Origin of the sequence: Sphingobacterium sp. FBM7-1 (assembly GCF_020687765.1) — a bacterium.
GTDB lineage: Bacteria > Bacteroidota > Bacteroidia > Sphingobacteriales > Sphingobacteriaceae > Sphingobacterium.
Genome location: NZ_JAJEWJ010000005.1, coordinates 189,234 through 208,397, shown reverse-complemented (window position 1 = coordinate 208,397; position 19,164 = coordinate 189,234). Strand labels below are relative to the sequence as shown.

16 protein-coding genes are annotated in these 19,164 nt (G+C 38.8%); 2 read left to right on the top strand and 14 right to left on the bottom strand.

The genetic code is table 11. From position 1 onward, the window contains the following. Positions 1 to 105 precede the first annotated feature (105 nt). The gene (locus LKO28_RS10780) at positions 106 to 1,632 is read right to left on the bottom strand and encodes a Do family serine endopeptidase (protein ID WP_227694852.1); all 1,527 of its coding nucleotides are present in this window, start codon (positions 1,630 to 1,632) and stop codon (positions 106 to 108) included. 229 nt (positions 1,633 to 1,861) lie between these two features. Here LKO28_RS10780 and dapF point away from each other — a divergent pair, with 229 nt between their 5' ends. Beyond that, complete coding sequence (gene dapF / locus LKO28_RS10775; protein ID WP_227694851.1) at positions 1,862 to 2,656, top strand: diaminopimelate epimerase; 795 nt, start codon at positions 1,862 to 1,864, stop codon at positions 2,654 to 2,656. Positions 2,657 to 3,590: 934 nt separating this feature from the next. Further along, entirely contained in the window at positions 3,591 to 6,467 is a 2,877-nt protein-coding gene (locus LKO28_RS10770) for a DEAD/DEAH box helicase (protein WP_227694850.1), read from the top strand. A 103-nt stretch (positions 6,468 to 6,570) separates the two neighbouring features. Here LKO28_RS10770 and LKO28_RS10765 read toward each other — a convergent pair whose 3' ends face one another. From LKO28_RS10765 to LKO28_RS10705, 13 genes are all read right to left on the bottom strand, one after another. Next, entirely contained in the window at positions 6,571 to 7,473 is a 903-nt protein-coding gene (locus LKO28_RS10765; RefSeq protein WP_227694848.1) for a helix-turn-helix transcriptional regulator, read from the bottom strand. Continuing rightward, complete coding sequence (locus LKO28_RS10760) at positions 7,422 to 8,024, bottom strand: metallophosphoesterase (RefSeq protein WP_227694847.1); 603 nt, start codon at positions 8,022 to 8,024, stop codon at positions 7,422 to 7,424. Before LKO28_RS10760 ends, LKO28_RS10765 begins: the two co-directional genes overlap by 52 nt. Beyond that, a complete protein-coding gene (locus LKO28_RS10755; RefSeq protein ID WP_227694846.1) occupies positions 8,011 to 9,684 on the bottom strand; it encodes an AAA family ATPase in 1,674 nt (557 codons plus the stop codon). The genes LKO28_RS10760 and LKO28_RS10755 overlap by 14 nt, the downstream gene beginning before the upstream one ends. Before the next feature lie 60 nt (positions 9,685 to 9,744). Further along, positions 9,745 to 10,038: a cyclic-phosphate processing receiver domain-containing protein gene (locus tag LKO28_RS10750; protein ID WP_021191509.1), complete on the bottom strand. Its 294-nt coding sequence runs from the start codon at positions 10,036 to 10,038 to the stop codon at positions 9,745 to 9,747. Continuing rightward, positions 10,019 to 12,253 (bottom strand): DUF262 domain-containing protein, encoded by a 2,235-nt coding sequence (locus LKO28_RS10745; RefSeq protein ID WP_227694845.1) that lies wholly within the window; start codon positions 12,251 to 12,253, stop codon positions 10,019 to 10,021. Before LKO28_RS10745 ends, LKO28_RS10750 begins: the two co-directional genes overlap by 20 nt. Further along, positions 12,243 to 13,928, bottom strand: a complete 1,686-nt coding sequence (locus LKO28_RS10740) for a DUF262 domain-containing protein (RefSeq protein ID WP_227694844.1) — start codon at positions 13,926 to 13,928, stop codon at positions 12,243 to 12,245. The genes LKO28_RS10745 and LKO28_RS10740 overlap by 11 nt, the downstream gene beginning before the upstream one ends. Positions 13,929 to 13,982: 54 nt before the next feature. Further along, complete coding sequence (locus LKO28_RS10735) at positions 13,983 to 14,234, bottom strand: hypothetical protein (protein ID WP_227694843.1); 252 nt, start codon at positions 14,232 to 14,234, stop codon at positions 13,983 to 13,985. A 231-nt stretch (positions 14,235 to 14,465) separates the two neighbouring features. Continuing rightward, positions 14,466 to 15,605: a hypothetical protein gene (locus LKO28_RS10730; protein ID WP_227694841.1), complete on the bottom strand. Its 1,140-nt coding sequence runs from the start codon at positions 15,603 to 15,605 to the stop codon at positions 14,466 to 14,468. A gap of 12 nt (positions 15,606 to 15,617) precedes the next feature. Further along, positions 15,618 to 16,697, bottom strand: coding sequence for a hypothetical protein (locus LKO28_RS10725; RefSeq protein ID WP_227694839.1), 1,080 nt, complete (start codon positions 16,695 to 16,697; stop codon positions 15,618 to 15,620). A gap of 25 nt (positions 16,698 to 16,722) precedes the next feature. Then, positions 16,723 to 17,097, bottom strand: a complete 375-nt coding sequence (locus LKO28_RS10720) for a hypothetical protein (protein WP_227694838.1) — start codon at positions 17,095 to 17,097, stop codon at positions 16,723 to 16,725. 62 nt (positions 17,098 to 17,159) lie between these two features. Next, the gene (locus tag LKO28_RS10715; RefSeq protein ID WP_227694836.1) at positions 17,160 to 17,693 is read right to left on the bottom strand and encodes an AAA family ATPase; all 534 of its coding nucleotides are present in this window, start codon (positions 17,691 to 17,693) and stop codon (positions 17,160 to 17,162) included. Between the two features lie 27 nt (positions 17,694 to 17,720). Then, the gene (locus LKO28_RS10710) at positions 17,721 to 18,308 is read right to left on the bottom strand and encodes a hypothetical protein (protein ID WP_227694835.1); all 588 of its coding nucleotides are present in this window, start codon (positions 18,306 to 18,308) and stop codon (positions 17,721 to 17,723) included. Between the two features lie 86 nt (positions 18,309 to 18,394). After that, on the bottom strand, positions 18,395 to 19,024 hold the full coding sequence (locus LKO28_RS10705) for a hypothetical protein (protein ID WP_227694834.1): 630 nt from the start codon (positions 19,022 to 19,024) through the stop codon (positions 18,395 to 18,397). Positions 19,025 to 19,164 lie beyond the last annotated feature (140 nt).

Below are 19,164 nucleotides of genomic sequence, written 5' to 3'. Positions count from 1 at the left end.
TTCCTTTGAATATAGAAGCCGAGGGCACAAAGTGATACATTTATGATAAAAAAACGCGCCACCCACTTTACGGTAGATGACGCGTTTCTTTGATTTTTATTTCCTTTAGTATTGGATCGGGAAGTTGAACTCTACCGTTCCGTTTTCGGACACACCCGTAATCCGTACGATGTTTCGTTTGGTACTGCCTAATGCAGATTCTACATCATCGACGCTGTTTACAGGTTTTCCGTTTACATGTGTTACCACCAGGCCTTTTTCCACGCCGAAGTATTCAAACATACCCCCACGGTGTACCTGCGTGATCACCACACCAGAGTTAACCCCGAACTTCTTCTTCTGCGCAGCATTTGCCGGCGTGAAGCTCGCACCTAATTTATTAAATATTTCGGTCGCACTGGCACTTACTTCTTCTGAAGCCGCTGACTTTTTCGATTCCTGTGCCTTCAACGTAACCGCCACTTCTCGCTCTTTACCGTCACGCTTATAGGTCATTTTAAGTTTGTCACCCGGATTCAAGCGCGCGACACGTTCTTGCAGATCAGACGAAGAATAGATCGTTTTGCCTTCTACTTTCGTAATAATATCTCCGGTTTTAATACCGGCTTCTTCAGCAGCACCGCCTTTTACGACATCAAAAACATACAATCCTTGGATGTCATCAATCTTATATTCTTTACGGATGCTTTCGTCAACCTCGCGGAAACTCACCCCTACATAACCTCGCTGCACGGTACCGAATTCTTTAAAGTCGTCTACAATCTTTTTCACCAAGTTAACCGGGATAGCAAATCCGTATCCAGCATAAACACCAGTTGGAGAAGCAATAGCGGCATTGATACCAATCAACTCACCTCTAGTATTCACCAAGGCACCACCACTATTTCCTTTATTGATCACCGCATCTGTTTGGATAAAGGACTCTACCGCGGTACGCACGATCGGCTCCTGCGGCTGCCCATATCCATAAGGGGATCCTTGTCCTTGCTCCCCGAGAATACCGATCTGACGGCCTTTCGCACTTACAATACCCGCCGTAACCGTAGATTGTAGGCTTAACGGATAACCAACGGCCAATACCCACTCGCCGATACGCACATTGTCGGAGTCACCAAACTTCACAAAGGGTAAGTTGGTTCCAGAAACTTTAATCAAGGCAAGGTCGAAATCCGCATCGCGACCAATTACTTTCGCTTCGTAGGTCCGCTGATCGGTCAATTTAACTTCGATTTTATCGGCATCTTCCACCACGTGGTTATTGGTCACGATATAACCATCTGGCGAGATCAACACACCTGATCCCGAAGCGGTTGCTTGTCGAGGCTGTGCTTGCCGGCGCTGGGGCATGCCAAAAAACTCTTCAAACATATCGAAAGGCGAACTGCCGCCACCGCGTTGTGAACCGCGCGCCGTCATCGTCACTTTGATGTGCACAACACCGGGCGATACGGCTGCAGCGGCTTGGGTAAAGTCTGGATTACCCGTTGAAGACGTAATTTCGGCTCCGGGGTTATTCGCAAAATAGACTTTCTGCTTTTCTTCGAAGGTCATCTGTTCGTTTTGCTTATTTTCGAAGAGCTTGTACCCTCCAATAGCCACCGCGCCTCCAACTGCGGCTATTAATAAACTCATTCCTATTTTCTTCATTGTCATAATTACTGTAATGATCTATTATCTATAAAAATTTTCTTTTTACTTTTGTTATGGTTTATTCAAATGTAGTACCATTAGAAATTGCATGGGAAGTTTTGACAGTTAAAAAATGTTAATCGACCAGCCTAATCGCGACTTTTAACATGATTTAACAAACAAAAGCTGCATTGTAACAAGAATATTGATTTCCTACCATATAATCAAGCAAATGCATAGAAAAATAAAATTTTCAAAATACCAAGGGGCCGGCAATGATTTTGTATTAATCGACAATAGAAGCGGTGTTTTTGACCGAAAGGACGAGCATCTGGTTCGAGCGCTCTGTGATCGAAGATTTGGAATCGGTGCAGACGGTCTAATGCTTCTTCAAAATAACAAAAATTTTGATTTCGAGATGATTTACTACAACGCAAACGGTACAGAAGGGAGCATGTGCGGCAACGGGGGGCGTTGTATCGTAGCTTTTGCACGTGATTTGGGAATCATAGAAGAAAAGACTGTCTTTTTGGCAGTCGACGGCGAGCATGAAGCTGCTATCCATGGCGATCAAGTGGATCTAGGGATGATCGATGTTTCGGATATCCAGCGAGATGGTGCAGCATATGTACTGAACACCGGATCGCCGCATTATGTCGCTTGGGTAGAAGACCTCTCCCACAGCAATGTGTATGAGATGGGATCCGCCATCCGTAATAATGACCGTTATAAACAGGAAGGAATCAACGTCAATTTTGTAGAGAAGGAAGAAACAAGCTATTTCGTACGGACTTTCGAACGGGGCGTGGAAGATGAAACGCTCGCCTGCGGTACCGGTGCCACCGCATCTGCCATGGCCATCGCACTCGAAAACGGCTTGGAAGGTGAACAAGAAATCCCCATCCGGGTTATGGGCGGACAGTTGTACATCCGATTTCACAAAACCGGTGACAAATTTACGGACGTACGGTTGATCGGGCCGGCAAAGTTTGTTTTCAACGGTACTATTCCTTCTTTTTCCCCGTGAAAAAGAAGCAAAAACCTCCTCGCTTCGGATTTTTGAGGGATTGGATAGTACCAAGAAGGGGGTTCTACCTCCTCAAAATCCGGATGCGAGAATAAATATCCACGAGGGTTAGTGCATAAAACCAAACGTGCTATTCTCTCGCACTATTTTTATTCGACTATTCCTGAACAGAATAAAACTCACTTCGTTCAGACATTATTCTGTTCTATACGGAATAGCCTTCATAAAAATGGCCGCAGAACAATATAAGGTCGTCTATACCCGCCTCCGCACGATCAATCATGAATCGCGTCCGTTGACGTTATTGCACTCCCCCTCCTTAACACACAAAGGTCGCGTCCGGATGTTTGAGGTATGTAGAAACTCATCCTTAGTACTATTCCTTCATTTTTTCCTTGATGAAAAAACGAAGCAAAAAAATCAAGACTTAATATTGTTCTGCTATTTTTATTCGACTATTCCTGAACAGAATAAAACTCACTTCGTTCAGACATTATTCTGTTCTATACGGAATAGCCTTCATAAAAATGGTCGCAGAACAATATAAGGTCGTCTATACCCGCTTCATCACGATCAATCATTCATCGCTTCCGTTGACGCTATTGCACTATCCCCTCCTTAACACACAAAGGTCGTATCCGGATGTTTGAGGTATGTAGCCCCCCCCTTCTTAGTACTATTCCTTATCTCAAATATCCGAAGCCACGATTTTTTTTGCTTCTTTTTTGAGGAAAAAAAGAAGAATAACACTATAGCACTCCCCCTCCTTACCCTATAAAGGTCGCATCCAGATGTTTTACGACTGCACAAATTCATCCTTAGTACAATCCAATATGTAAAACATCTGAAGCGACGATTTTTTTGCTTCTTTTTTGAGGGAAAAAAGAAGAATAAAGCTATATTAGAAGCTTTTTTGAGGGACTTCCGAAATTCGATGCAGCAAGTTAAAAGTAAATTACCGTTTAAATTAATCTATTCGCTAGGAATACATCCGTATTTAGGTTATTTGATGGAGCCACATATTGTGCAGTTAAACGCAAATGGCTCGTATTCCTTGAGTTATAGGCGGATTTTTACCAATACGATTGGTGATTTTGCACCGGCATTGGACGAAACCGACTACCAGCTTATAAAGCTGCTCGACGAGATTGAACAAACCCATATCATCAAGGCATTTAATAAGAAGGCGATGCGTCCGGCGGACTTCTTCGGGAAAGTTTTCGACGAGAAAATTTACGAACGGATACGTCCCAAGATCGAACAGAAAATGCTCACCGTCTTAAAGCAGCTGAAAAACAAACCGCTCTTTTTGATGAGTAAAGACGGCTATCCGGCCGAGGAGGAAATACGTATTGCGGACGAGCCTACTTCGATTTTGTTCCATTTTCGACGCAACGAGACGGAGACCCGTTATTTCCCGACGTTGAAATACCAAGGGCATCGGCTGGATTTTATGTATAAGGATGCGCGCGTTATTGTCAACAAGGAAGCTTGGTTGCTCGTAGAAAACACCCTCTATTATTTTGATCAGGATATAGATGGCAAGAAACTTAGCCCTTTTCTTAGCAAACGATACATCAGCGTACCGCGGAATACGGAACGCCGATACTTTGAAACTTTTGTGAGCGGACTGATCGAAAAACACCATGTGTATGCGGAGGGTTTCGATATCAAGACGCACAAGGAAAATGCGATACCTACCTTAAGACTATCCTACGTTTCCGCGGGGCAGTCCTTTTTACAGCTGTCGTTTAGATACGGTCCGTATGAATTTTCGGCGGGCACCGAGCATCCGGTAACCGTTCGACTAACACATGATGAAGAAAATGACACCTATGTTTTTCATCGGATAAAACGCTCACTGGTTTGGGAAAAAAAGCAGGCGGATCTGCTGGAAGAATTGGGGCTGCGCCGGAAAGACGCATTATTTGCCAACTTTGTTACGGCAGACGAATCAGGGTCTATTGTGGATTGGCTAAATACGAAGCAAGAGCAGCTTTTGGAAAAAGGCTTTACTATTACCCAGACCAAAAGTGATCGGCGTATTTTCATCGGAAAGATGTCTCTCGAGATGGCGATTGAGGAAGGAAACGACTGGTTTGATGTGCAGGCGGTTGCTCATTTTGGCCCTTACAAAATTCCATTTATCTCCCTGCGCGACCATATTTTAAATAAGAATAAAGAATTTACGTTGCCGAACGGCGAAATTGCGCTGATCCCGGAAGAATGGTTTTCGCAATATGAACATTTGTTTCTCTTTGCAACGAACAAACATAGTTTACAGCTCAGTAAAACCCATATCGGCCTGTTGCACGAAATTTCGGAGCACACGGCGCTTTCTTTCCATCGTAAGCTGGAGCAATTGCTAAACTTTGACAGCATTACCGAGGCGCCCCTGCCGGAAGGATTCCGGGGTGAACTACGCCCCTACCAGAGAGCAGGCTACAACTGGTTTCATTTTCTGCAGGAATATAAGTTCGGTGGCTGCCTAGCGGACGATATGGGATTGGGAAAAACTGTACAGACGCTTGCTTTGCTCCAGCAGCAAAGGGAACAGCTTAAAGGAACGGACTATGCCAAGACCTCACTGCTGATCTTGCCCACGTCGCTCCTTTATAACTGGCAGAAGGAAGCAGAGAAGTTTGCGCCCCAGCTACGTATTCATCTCCATACGGGTTCCAACCGGCTAAAAGACACGTTTGGCTTTTCGCATTTTGATCTGGTGATAACGACCTACGGGATCGTCCGCAGCGATTCGGAAATGCTGACGAAGTTCTTTTTCAACTACATCATCCTGGATGAAAGCCAGCATATCAAAAACCCGACGTCCAAGTCGTTCAAGGCTATTAAAGTCCTCAAAAGCAAACATCGACTGGTACTGAGCGGCACACCGATCGAGAACTCTGTGGGCGACATCTGGTCCCAGATGCATTTTGCCAACCCCGGTCTGCTGGGTTCGTACAGCTATTTTCAAAAAGAGTTTGTAGCACCTATTGAGAAAAAGAAAGATGAAGAAAAAGCCGCTCGTTTACAAGCTATTATCAAGCCTTTCATCCTCCGTCGTACCAAGGATCAGGTAGCCAAAGAGCTGCCGCCGAAAACCGAACACACGGTGTATTGTGAAATGACGGAGGAACAGGCCAGTTGGTACGAACGCATAAAATCGGAATACCGAAATGCTTTACTGGACAACCAACTACAGCAGAAAAAACAGGGCAACCAGATCATGCTTTTGCAAGGATTGACGAAGCTCCGGCAGATGGCCAATCATCCTGCGATGCTGGATCCGGAGACGGCTTTCCCTTCCGGTAAATTTGATACCGTTATCGAGATGCTACAGTCTATCATCGCAGAAAATCATAAAGTATTAATATTCTCGCAATTTGTAACTCACCTACAGCTATTTCGGGCGCATTTCGACCGAGAAAAAATAGCCTATGCGTATTTGGATGGGAACACCAAGCATCGCGCAGACGCGGTGGAAGCGTTTAAAGAAAAGGAACAGACGCAGATCTTTCTCATTTCCATTAAAGCAGGGGGTGTGGGGCTCAACCTGACGGAAGCGGACTACGTTTTTATCTTAGACCCTTGGTGGAATCCTGCCGTGGAGCAACAGGCGATTGACCGCTCGCACCGTATCGGACAGACGAAAAATGTGTTTATCTATAAATTTATCAGCAAGGATACGGTGGAGGAAAAAATACTGGCGCTACAAGGTCAAAAGAAAAGTCTATCCACTTCGCTCATCACGACGGAAGAGAGTTTTATGAAATCCCTGTCCACGGCGGACATACAGGAACTGTTAAGGTAATTTGTTAATTAAAAAAGAATAAACAATTCTTATCAATAAACGAAATCAGCTTCTATGTTTTTTTCTGCCTAGAGAAAGCCGGTCCGACCCTCCGGCTTACCCCCTATTCTTCATATTTGTTGTTAATATTCCTAACAGTTGATTTTAAATCATCAATCAAGCTCTGTGGCTCTAATATTTTAAGGTTGTCTCCAAATGATAAAAGCTCCATAAAGAAATCATGCGTAATGAATAGTTTGAGCTGTATTCTTAATTCATCAGCATTATCTACTAGAATCCGTTGGGAATCGTGCAATGGCAAAGACTTGATATACTTTCCTTGAAATGCATTGAAAGAAAGTATTACATCTTCTGGCTGATGACCGTTCGGACTAATGATACCGAAGCAATATCTATAATATTCATTTACATCAAAATCTTTCGGAACGGTGAATTTTCTCTTCGAAATATCTAAATCTGTTATACGGTCGAGCGCAAAACTCTTTATCGCGTTATCGCTCAGATCCTTGGATAAGATATACCATCTATTTTTGAATTCTTTTAGAGCATACGGCTCTACCGTGCGCTCGGTTAATTCATCCTCCCAATATTTTTGATAGACAAAGGTTATCTGAACTTGATTTTTCATGGCATGAAGTAAACCATAAAGATGTTCCGTACCTTGAGGTTTCCGCTTTTCAAAATGAATATGTTTAGACAACCTATCGGCTACGTTCAAAGCATTGAAGGTATCGAAAGCTTCCAATATCCGCTCGCTTGCTTCTGGTTGACCGTCAAAGTCGATGTAATAGACCTTTTTAGAAAAGTCAAATAAAATATCAATATTGTACAAAGAACGGATGTCGTCTCTATCTCGTTGAAATGTACGCTTCGAAACATTAAAATTATAGCCTTGAACTTCTGATTCCAACGCTAAATAATCCTCGATTTCAGCAAATGTGGCTGAACGCTTTCTTAACTTTTTAATAATGAGACTATACCTAGCAAGTGACTCTCTTTTTGACATAACTTATGATAAATTGATGCGTTAATATATTGAATGTTTTTGTATTTTGTTTTTCCATAGTCGGAATGATTGTGACCAAATACGTGGTACTTTGGTGCCAACTGAAATATAAAATCGCTGATTTCTTCACTGCCAAATCCATTGTCTAAAATACCATAAGGAGGATAATGTGATGCAATGATGTCAATTTTATTTTTCGTTTCAAGACTATTATAAAAAGGGAAAGCACTAATTCCCATTATGTTTATTTCACGTATTACTATCGTTGCGTCATTTAACCAGATAATGTCTTTACGAATCAATTTTTTACCCCATTCTGGTTCTAACTCGAAAGGCAAATCATGATTTCCGTGAATAAATATTTTATGTGGTATTTCTAATTGAGCGTACCATTTAAAAAAATCCAAAACTTCATCCATATCTCCTGCATTACAAATGTCTCCACAATGAATTACAATCTGAATGTTTTTAGGAATATCGATTAAACGATGTTTGCCATGTGTATCTGATAACAATAAAATGTTTTGGCTTTTAATTTTAATCGTGTGCATAGCCAAATCCAATTTTAGTTGTTTTTGTTATTATGGATTCCTCGCTACAAAATGACTGTATTTCTTCAAAGTTGGTCATTGTGCCGTGAACGATTTCCTGTATTTCACTTTTGCGAATAATATTATCTATCTGCCCACCTGAAAAATCAAATTTATCTGCGAGTATTTGACATGCTTCTTCATTCAAATGAGGCATTTTTGATTTCCATATTTTAGCTCTTACCTTTTTTGTGGGTTTATTGAACTGTACTTTGAATAAAAATCTTCGCTCAAAAGCGATATCCAAATTATTCGCTAAGTTGGTAGTTGCCATTAAAATGCCATCAAAGTTTTCAAGCTCTTCCAGTATGATATTTTGGATAGCATTTTCAGTTTGAGCTACATTGGAATTACTGTTTTCTTTCCTTTTGGAAATAATGGCATCAGCTTCATTGAAAAGTAAAATAGGTGTTAGTTTAGATTCTTTTGCATAAGCTCTGTAATCTGTGAAAATACGTTTAATGATTTTTTCACTTTCGCCAAACCACATGGATTTTGACTGACTGATTTCCACTTTCATTATTTCTCGGTTTGTCGCTTTTGCCAATTGTTTTACAATTTCGGTTTTTCCTGTTCCAGGTGCGCCATGTAACAAAACTGCAATTCCTTTGGGTAAACCTTTATTTGTTAATCTTGTCTGTGTTTCATTAAACTTGTCTTCTTGAAGTAAATTTTGAAGTGTTTCTAATTGATTCATCTCCTCATTATCAAAAACCAATTCACGATAAATAACTTCCGAGGGAATAATGATATTGTCTTTTTTCTTTTTGTTTAGAAAAAGTTTAATATCACAATCATTCAGAAGTTGGAACGAGGTATCCGTCAATTTCATTTCTGTATCATTGAAAAATTGGGCTTCTATAATTTCAATCAGATTATTGTTGATTAGGATATGATTGCCCGACAACAATTTTTGTACTTCATTTACTCTCTCTGAAGGACTATCATAAATACCATCCAAAGCTCTTCCAATATCTGTAGATTCATTTCCTGATACTGTTTTCCATATTAGGTATAAAAACATATAAGCATCCTCTGTGCTAAAGTTGAATTGCTTTACTTTTTCTATTAACGGAAAATGTGTGTTGTCTGCAATCAATTTTTCAACTTCTCGAAATAGTTCAAAGGTTGAAATTTTATCATCGTCTCGTTGGTCGCCCAATTTGTATAACTGTTCTAACAAATCTATAATACCCTTTATTTTATTCTCATTGATTTTGAGCAAAGGTTTGTTTTGTAAAATGGCTTCTGTGATTTTTTCGTGAATAACAAATTGGTCATTAGCTCCTGCTAACTTCACACGGTGTCTCGATTTCTTTTTTTCAAAAATCCCAACTTTGTGCAAGTACTCAAAATCATCGCTGTATTCCAAGATTTTCATTGGATTACAATCAAAATATTCTATCAAATCGTTCAAATCGACAGTATCTCCTTTGTAGTTTAAAGCAAAAACCATTGCAATAAAAAAGGTTTGATTATCCGACGTTTTGAAATATTGGGAAAGTGTATCTAGTTCGGATTTGATGCTTTCAAAAAATGAATTTTCAAGCTTACAATTTTTTGATTGTTCGTACACTTTCCCAATGCTTTCCAGAATTTGTTTCTTTGTGATACTTTCCATAAACCTATCTTTTTTGACAAAGGTATACCCAGAGTAAGACAAAGTGTGTCGTGGTTTATATTAGCCTTTTATATTCTTTTTAAAATTCTGTAGTAATGATAATATATTTTCTTTACCAACAGGATTCTGACTATGTACATCAAATTTGGGCAATCGAAAATTATTATCTAAACAATAATTTACTAACCATTTAGCACAATCATACCCACTCTCTTCGAGCCCTAAATCGTGGTCAAAAGAAATGAAATCAGGCAGTCCACTATCAGTAATGTAAGTTACAAACTCCGTATAAGAACGAACTCCTATGTGTCCTTCTGGGATTGGTCTCAAATCATCAAGATAAAGTTTTTTCATTGAGTTTGTCTTCGGTGTTTAGCTCTATAATATAGTCAAATACAGAATTTCTATTTTCAAATTCTTGTTTATTATACCAATCGTTGTTTTGTGTACAAACATATTTACTGGAGTTACAATCAAATGCGATTTGTCTTCCGTTAAATTCAAAATATTTCCAATCATTCACAGAGCTTTGCTTGCAATACGAAATATCAGGTTGCTCGATCATTAACTCTACAAATAAAGAATACGAATAATATTCCCTGTGCTTTCCATTTGTTGCAGTTTTTTCGAGTAATAGAATATCAAATTCATTATTCCGCCTAATTAATTTTTGATCCCCACAAGCGGAAACCATCTCAAACTGTTTAACGAAGTAATATCGCCAATCATTTTGATCCGAAAATTCATCAACAATGGTTTGCAAATCTTTGGATAGATTTGAAACAGATACTTTATCAACAAGCTGTTTTAAATATGCTCGTTTTTCGTTATTATCTCTTAGGAGCCTCTTCCAACTAATATCACGTTCATTTCTTCCTTTGCTGATTAAAAAACTATAATTTCTACCAATACTCAACAAATAATCACCTGTTGCTAACAAAGCTCTTTCAAAAAGATAATTGTCAAAGTTTTTCACTCCGTCATTACTAAATACGGCTCTTGCTTTTTCTGCGTATTCTTTGAATTTATCAATATTGTGTATTTCGTTTTCATCTTTACACCAATCTAAAATAAAGCCGATTTGTCCGTTGAAATATCCGTGATTTTCAATTTCAATAATTGTATTTTTCCAAACCTCATTTTGTGTAATAAGTTTCGCTTTTAGTTTTTCTTCTATAACTTGCTCACTAATGAAACCCGAAAGCGAATTAATTTGTATTTCTGCGAAGTGATCAACGATTGAATTTCTATATTGCAACAATTCGTTTATAGAACGTAGAGCATTTGCAAAGTCATTAGCATTATTGAATAAATAGGGTCTGCTACCTTCTACCAGATTACGAACAACACGCAACCAACTTTTCAATTTTTCAATTTCAATATTTTTTTCCGATGCCAAATATTGATAATAAGCAAAAGCAATAACCAAATCAGGATATGATAAGTCATTTTTAATTGTACCATTAAAAATTTCTTGCTCATTCACATAAGTGGTTTCTGAAATAAATGTATTCAATCCATCTTTATCAGACAATTTATTTAAAGTAGCTTTCAATGTTGTAAAATACTCCTCATCAAAACAACCTAACTCCAAATATTGATTGAATGGAATTGTATCGCTTCCTCTCAATAAATCAACGTTGGCTCTGAAATTATCACTTTTGATATCTGCTTTAAGCGTATAATTAATTACTGCCTTTGTTCTGAAAAAATTCAGAAGCTGTTCGTCAAAAATGTTTTCGGTTTCATTACGATATTTCCAAAACAAATCTGTCCAAACTGTGTCAATTTTATGAGCAAAGGTTTCTGTTGGGTCTGAATAGTCTTCCCATTTATCGATGTGTTGCTCAAACTTTGCTTTGAAATTTTCAAAATCGGTAAGAGGCTTACCTCTTGCATTCATTTTGATATACAAATCATCAGAAAGTCCAAAGTCTTGCAGTTCTATGTAATGAAAGCTAATGTTGTTTAACTTGTTCCAAACTTCGGTGTTATCTTTAAAATTTTGATGAATCGCATCCAACATAGTCAGCATCGATTTTATTGTTGGGTCTCTTTTCCAAGAAAGGAAAAACCAGGAGCTATTAATGATTGTCTTGGACAACTCATTATTCTTTGGTTTTATTTTTTCTTTATCATGATAATCTGTTTCTAACAAATTATCAAAATCAATTCCTATATTGATTAAATCATTGCAAAATTCACGTGAGCTGGTACGTGTTTCGTAAGTGAATTTTGTCAAGAGTTTTATCAATCCATTGTCTAACTTATTTTCTTTGGTAGCAACGAACCAATGCAACAAAAACAAAGTTGTTAATCGCTGTTGCCCGTCGAGAGGTTGCAAAGTTGTATTATCTTCTTTATCCTTTTTAACACTTCCGTAAACAAAATCTAACTCTAGTTTTTTACCATCAACAACTTCTAGCAAAGCATTCAAAAAATTAGTTCTTATATCTGCTTTTCCCTCTCTGCCTTGAGCGTAATCACGCTGTATAATAGGAATTTCAATTTTATGCTTACTAATTAACTCACGAAAAGTTAATTTTTCAGATGTTGGATTATTGTTCATTTTCTGTTAATTCGGTTTGAGGTAAATATTCAGTAATTACTTCTTGTATCTTTTCAAAATATGACGTTTTGTCATTTTCATTCCATACTTCAATATCTTGTACATTGCTGGAATAATATTTCATAAAAACATTCTTAGTACAAATGGGAATAAAAGTTCCTTCAATTTCTCTTTCGATTATCTTTTTCCTCTTTTCTTTAAATGAATCGTTTTTATAAGAACGATTTGTTCCTCTGTCTAACAGACAAAGATTTTGCAGTCTGTTATCTTCTTCCCCTAAAACATAATCAATTATATAATCAAACTCATTTTCGTCAATAGTGTTGCCTGATTGTATGGTTTGTTCAATTTGATTATTTCTGTCTTTATCTTGATGATTTTCTGTTTCGACAAAGTTGTTTCTCAGCCAATCAGCTTGATTTTCCTTGTTTACTTTCACTTCTGTTGCAATAGCGTGAATATGTTCAACGTCCCAAAACTCTTTTTTATACCGGTCAAAAGGAAAACGATTAGTTTCGTTTTCATTATTGAGCATTGTTTGAATGTTTTGCAGTAATAAAATTTCACGTATATATCCTCCGTTATATTCTACTTCTTCAAAATTCACTTTTCTAAATTTGGATTGTATTTCGTGGTTTAGCCAATTTGCAAATACTGTTTTTGACTTTTCTTTTTTTTCGTTAAGAATATTTTTGATGTTTGTTCCAGTTGCAATCAAATAGCCAATTTTATGGTACAATTCTCTGTCGTTGAACCACTCTTCAAGCGTTTGAAAATATTTTTTAATTTCCTGCCAATTATCGATTATCTCGTTTTCTAGTTTGGTTTTGAATTTCTCATTAAAGAAATAAAAAGTTGAATATTTATCATCGCTTTGTTTGTCAGCCATTAAATTGAAAATAAACTCTATTCTCGTTGCCAAATTGTTTTCACTTTTATTGATGAAATACCAAAACGAATCATCTTGTAAAGCATATTCGATTCTATCCCACTCTGAGGCAATTTCTAATTGTTTCAAACGCAGTTTTTCCGCGTCGACGTTTTCAAAATTCGAACTGTTCAAAAACAAAGCTTTTATCAATTCAGCATTTGTTAGCGGAATTTTTCCGCTATTGATTCTCGTGAAAATATCAATAGAAATTTCGTTCTTTGAAGTTTCGTACCAAATAACTTTAGTAGAATCATTAAATTTCAACTCAAATGATTTTTCTACTTTTTTTTCTTTGAACCAGTCTTTAATAGTTTGATAAGCAATTGATATGTGGAAATAGTCAATATTTGAATCGTCCTTTTCTATTTTTCCCAATTCATTTTTTAAATAATTCGCAGAACCTTCTCGTGTTTCATATTCCACTTCAAAAAGTTCCGTTCTACCTTCTTCTGTATATCGTTGATTCAAATAATATAAAATCAAATAAGTCGTAGTTAACCGTTGCTGTCCATCGATTACTTCCCACTCGTTTCTGTCTCTGTCTGTTTCCTTTACAACAATAGGCTGTAAGCAATACCAAGTTTTTTCACCGGAATTGGCAATTTCTTTTGGTGAAAATTCATTGATATCATTCAACAAGTCTTTTACCTGTTGTTCTGTCCAACGATAACCTCTTTGATACGATGGAATAAAAAAATTCATCCCCAATAATTCGGAGATTGGTTTAATTGATATGTTGTTCATTTATAAAAATTTTTATACAAATCCTTATTCGTGATGGTTATTAATTGTTTATACTCACAATGCCGGCGCATGTTTTCCTTTATTCGCTCCGTCCGGATGTCTAAAACAATAACCGTTGGTCAGGTTTTGGATACTACTTTGGCCTGTCCCACAATACTTGCAGGTATACTTTGTTTTTTCGCTACCTTCGTACAATTTGTGTCTTCCCTTGTTTGCTCCGTTGGGATGCCTAAAGCAATAACCGTTGGTCAGCCCCATGACACTGGAATGTTTAGTTCCACAATATTCGCAATAATAGTTTGCCATAATTTAGATATTTAAAACCGTGCCTACTCTATCAAGTTTTCGGCTTCCCTTTTATTCCACCACAATGTTGGGATGAGCTTCAGCTAACCCGTGTCCCGGTGGAATTTGCATAGTGAATTTTATTTTAGTTAATATATTTCTCTTCTCGGTTACGGAAGAAGCTAAACGCTGATCAATAATAAGGTCTCAATTGCACAACGTTATACAATAATAGGAAATAAACTTACACAATCAAGCAAATAATTCCCATACTTTTTCTATTTTAAAGTATCGCATATAATATTCCACAATTTCCTCTTTTCCGAATCCCGCTTCTATAAAATCCACCAATTTCCTGTCACCTTCACCCTTTGCCAAGAGTCCAACAATAGCATTTAAAAACACGTCATCTCGTTTTGCTTTACTATCGGTCAGCCATAAATAATAGTATGCCGCTAGGCATTCATCCCCAACTTCTCTGCATATAAAATCGTAAAGAGCGCGATCTCCCTTATCTATTCTAATCATAGCAACGATACCATCCCGAATATCAAAATCGTTGATATCCATAATTTTTCGGAAGTAACCTTCCTGCATATACTCGTCGAAAATCCAATTGGGTAAAAGCTGGGTATCGGAAGCATAAATCTTGGGACCATAAGGCCAGTAGAAACGAGGGCGCAAAGTGTTGAAGGAAGACTCTCCCCCGGAGCCATTGGTAAGCGTAGTCATCTTTGTCCTCCATGAGCTTTGATAATAGGGATACCGTAGTGCATAGACAACGTCTTCTCCAAAGAACATATGAAATACCTCAGCATTGCATAGATTCCTTGCATGCAACAAGCTCTCTTCGTCGATCACAAAGTTTTCGTCAATGTTTTTGCTATAAGCGTCATAATGGTGAGTACTTTTATACACCGTGTACACCATTACTTCACGCAGAAATCCGGCTAAATTGAAACTGCTTTTCTCCCATTGATATAACATAACGGAAATCGTATCGAAAAGATCAAACCTAATCCCTTCCATACATAAGAAAGGAGTATTGAATTCCGTCTCGATCAGCTTATCAAAATTGTTATCTTTTTTAAACGCTAAATATTCATCGGGGCGGAGCATAATAGCATCACGCAGTGCGTCTGCTACAACGGTATGATGAAGATGTATATCCATCTTATTTTTAGCCTTTCTCAAAAAATGGAGATTGTTGCAGTAAACCACTTTTGGCTTAGGCTTGCCTAATACATAGGAATATAGCCACTCCAATCCCGCTTCAAAGAGCGTGTCATAAACTTTTCTCTCCGCCTCCGATCCGAAATACTCTCCTCTTCCAATAAGAAATTTGAAGCGGGTATTTCTAATTATCTCGCGTACAATATTTTCGTTTATCATAGCATCAAAATATCAGCTCGCATCATGTGACCATCGATACGGTAGATACTCAGGGACAAAACTTGGCCTTAAAAACTTAGCAGCTTCAATGGCATTTTTAAAATCTGCCGAATTATCGATGAGATACGTAGCGCCCGTACTGGGGCAGGTAAATTCGCTCCAGCAGTACGGCTGCCCGGATTTCCCCTTCCGATCCTGCAAATAATCAAATTTTTCTTTGCTTTTGTACAGCCGTAAAACTTCTGTATATCCCGAATGATGCACAACCTCTTTCTCGTCCACTAACTCTGCCTTTAAAAAATCCAGCAACCCTTTGTCGCCTATCCGTTCGTTGACAAGGGTGATGATACCCGACCGGATATCTTCGTTGTCTTCTGCTAAAAACCGGCGATAGAGCATATCCGTTCCATAACACCTAAATATCCATTCCGGCATTTCTCTGCCGTGTATGTAGTAAGCTTTCCCCCCTTGAGGCCATTCTATAGCCGGGTATACCGTAGAATGCAGCAGGCCGTGTTCATCCTGCCGTATGACGGGGTTGGAGAGCGCTAGCACAAAATCGTCCCAGAAAAAAACATAATAGACACCGGAGCAGTACATTTTTTTTAAATAAGAAAAATCTAAGGCCATAAAATCGCCCAAACGTATATGAAAATCCAAATAAGCTATCCGCGCCAAATGCTCTTTTAAGTTTATACCATTTTTACCATACCCATTTATAATATCTTGTACAGTGTGTTGATGACTGAGGTGAAGGTGTTCCGATAACACTCTTTTCAAAAGGAGATCGTCAATCCACTTGTTCTTTCCCCTGATACAGCTATCAATACATCGATTTAAAGCATTCTCAACGGTCAACCTGTTTATCTTTTTTGATTTCACATCACGGATCACATCTACATCCAGACCATTGCAATAACGGATTTGCGGTTTGGGACGGTGCAATAGATTTTTGTAAAGCCACTGCACACCCTGCTCAAAATCTTCTTTACGAATCTGGCTATCAATCAACACTTCTTTGTACTCGCTACGTATATTATTAAGTGTCGCGCTGTTATAAAGGTATTTTTCGTCGTTGTTTTCTTTCATCATAACAGATAATGAATTTATTAGGTGTCTAATCAGTTATTCGTCGCCTATGGTTTTCTCTCGGATTGAATCTTTGTTGAATGCCAACCCTATAAATCCCCTTGGGGATAACGGTGTGTCTATGATCCTTTTTGGCCAAAATCTGCGCTTCGTCAAGCGTTAGTTTGTTGTCTCTTAAATGCTCCGCCAACGAATGGTTTAAAATACAGTCTTCTTTAGTCTCAATGATAAAGCTACCAGCCAGCTCATACATATCGTAATCACCAAACAGAGCGTGAAACGAGCCTGAACGTTCCGAAGCAGCGATAAATTTTTTATCCACTTTTTCTGTTCCAAAAGGAATTTGATCAATCTTAAACCACTGTGTGTCGCCTTGGTGTGCAAATTGTTCTAGAATATTCATATTAAAAAGTTTTTTGTTTCCTACAAAATTGATCACGACCTCTGCCAAAAGGTGTCGTTGTCTTATGCGCTATCTTGCCCAAGGTTAAATCCTACGCGCGCCATGCCTTTCATCTGCATGAACTCCTGCTCCTCTTGGTTGTAGATAGCAGCCAATGCCATGGGAGCAGTAATATGCGACGTAAAACCTAGTTTATCGGAAAGTGCTTGCGCTTTTGGCACTTGTAGCTCCGTAAATTCGTATTTGGCAATGAGCCGACCCTTTCGTAATAGTGCTTTGTCCACATTCGACAGATCGGTATTGAACGAGCAAATTACCTGAATGTGGAGACAATCTGCCAACAAGCCATCGGCGAGGTTCAACAGTGTCGATACGGGCGAATGATCGTTGACATTACGATCTACAATAATCTTCTCGGCATCTTCGATGACCAATACGGAGTTGCGGTTGTCCATGAGCAAGGAAATCAGATCGGGCTTGGTCATAACAGGTGCCATATCAGTCGGCAAGAAAATAACCTTTTTCTTTAAGCTACCGGCCAAAAAACGGAGGTAAGAGGTCTTCCCCGTCCCCGGTTTGCCGTGCAGCAATACCAAGCCCTTGTCGTTGTACCGACTAAGCCGTCAATAAATGGTCTCGTGTATAGGCATAAAGTCATCGTTATAGTTGGACGCAATATCCATCTGGGGCATGGTAAGACTCATCTTTCTAGTTTCGATTCCTTCTCTGGTCTTGACCAACAAGTGGATGTCTGGTTGATCTCTTTTCTTATGGAAAAATTGGGACAACCTGTCTATAATCTCTTCCACTTTTGCCACGTCTGTTTTATAAAAAAGATATGTGATCCGTCTAACCCCCTCAAAACGCACGATAAGATCCTCGTACAAAAAGCAATAAAAGTCTCGTGGCCGCAGTTTTCCCTCATCGAAATCTTCCGAATCGACACCCACCTCGAAAACATGGTTTTTCAACTCTTTTTGATAGTGCGTTTTAAAAAAATCATAGGCTTTCATCAAGGCTATTTCTTCTTGGTGGACAATATTAGGAAGATGTCCAAAATAGCAAACAAACAAGCGCTCGGGTCTAATATCTCCAAAGTCATCAAACGCATTGGTCAAATCCGATTTAGAAAGAAGTCCATCCGGACTGTTTTCCATAATATGCGCTTGGATTTGCTGTATATTGTCTTTCCATCTCCCTAGTTTTGTCATATCGCTTTATTTTAGTTGTCGACAACAAAACTACAACGGGAGTCAGCCAAGATATGTCTCGGTCAGTATTTTTATAAATTTACACTTTACAGCGAAGACTGCTTCGCTTCTAACGCGAGATCTATGGTTATAGGATACTTTTTATGCGTTATCGCTATGCTTGTCGGAACGTCTTTTACATTCCATGTCTGATACACAATCTCTAAATACTCCTGCGCTCCTTTCACCTGCCGAATACGTTCTACTTTTCGCTCTTTCACGACATAGTAGCAATCGTCCTGCACGTACACCGGATAGTATTGTTGCTGACCCGCGAACATTACGGCAGAAGTGGCAAAACGTTGTGCCGTCAGCGTACGGAAAATATTAACCATTTCCTTCGCTACTGCGCGCTTGCCCAAGCTAGGGGTCGCTCCCTCCAATTCGTATCCGTTGGGTAAGAGATGAACGTCAAAAAGTACCTGATCAAAGTCGCTGACGAAGGTAATGCGGTGTTCATTTCGCCCCAATGCCTTGATCGTGACACTTCCCTGCATGTGCTGATCAAAAGCTTGCAGTTTCGTACGATACACCCACTGCTGTGTGGTATCCGTATAATAGCTATTCAACTCCTGTGCTGCGGATTCACGAATTCCTGAAGCATTGGGGTACCGATAGGTGCCACAAGATGAAAAAAGAAGCAACAGGATGAAACTAAAGGTTAAAAATCGATTCATCGACAGATATATTTGCTAAATGTTGGTTGTTTCCCAAACAGTATACACAGTTTATGATACATACTGCTGCAAATTTAGCAAATCATTTAGAGAAACCGATAAACCGCTCAGTTTAATCGGTTTCTCCTACATGCGTTACT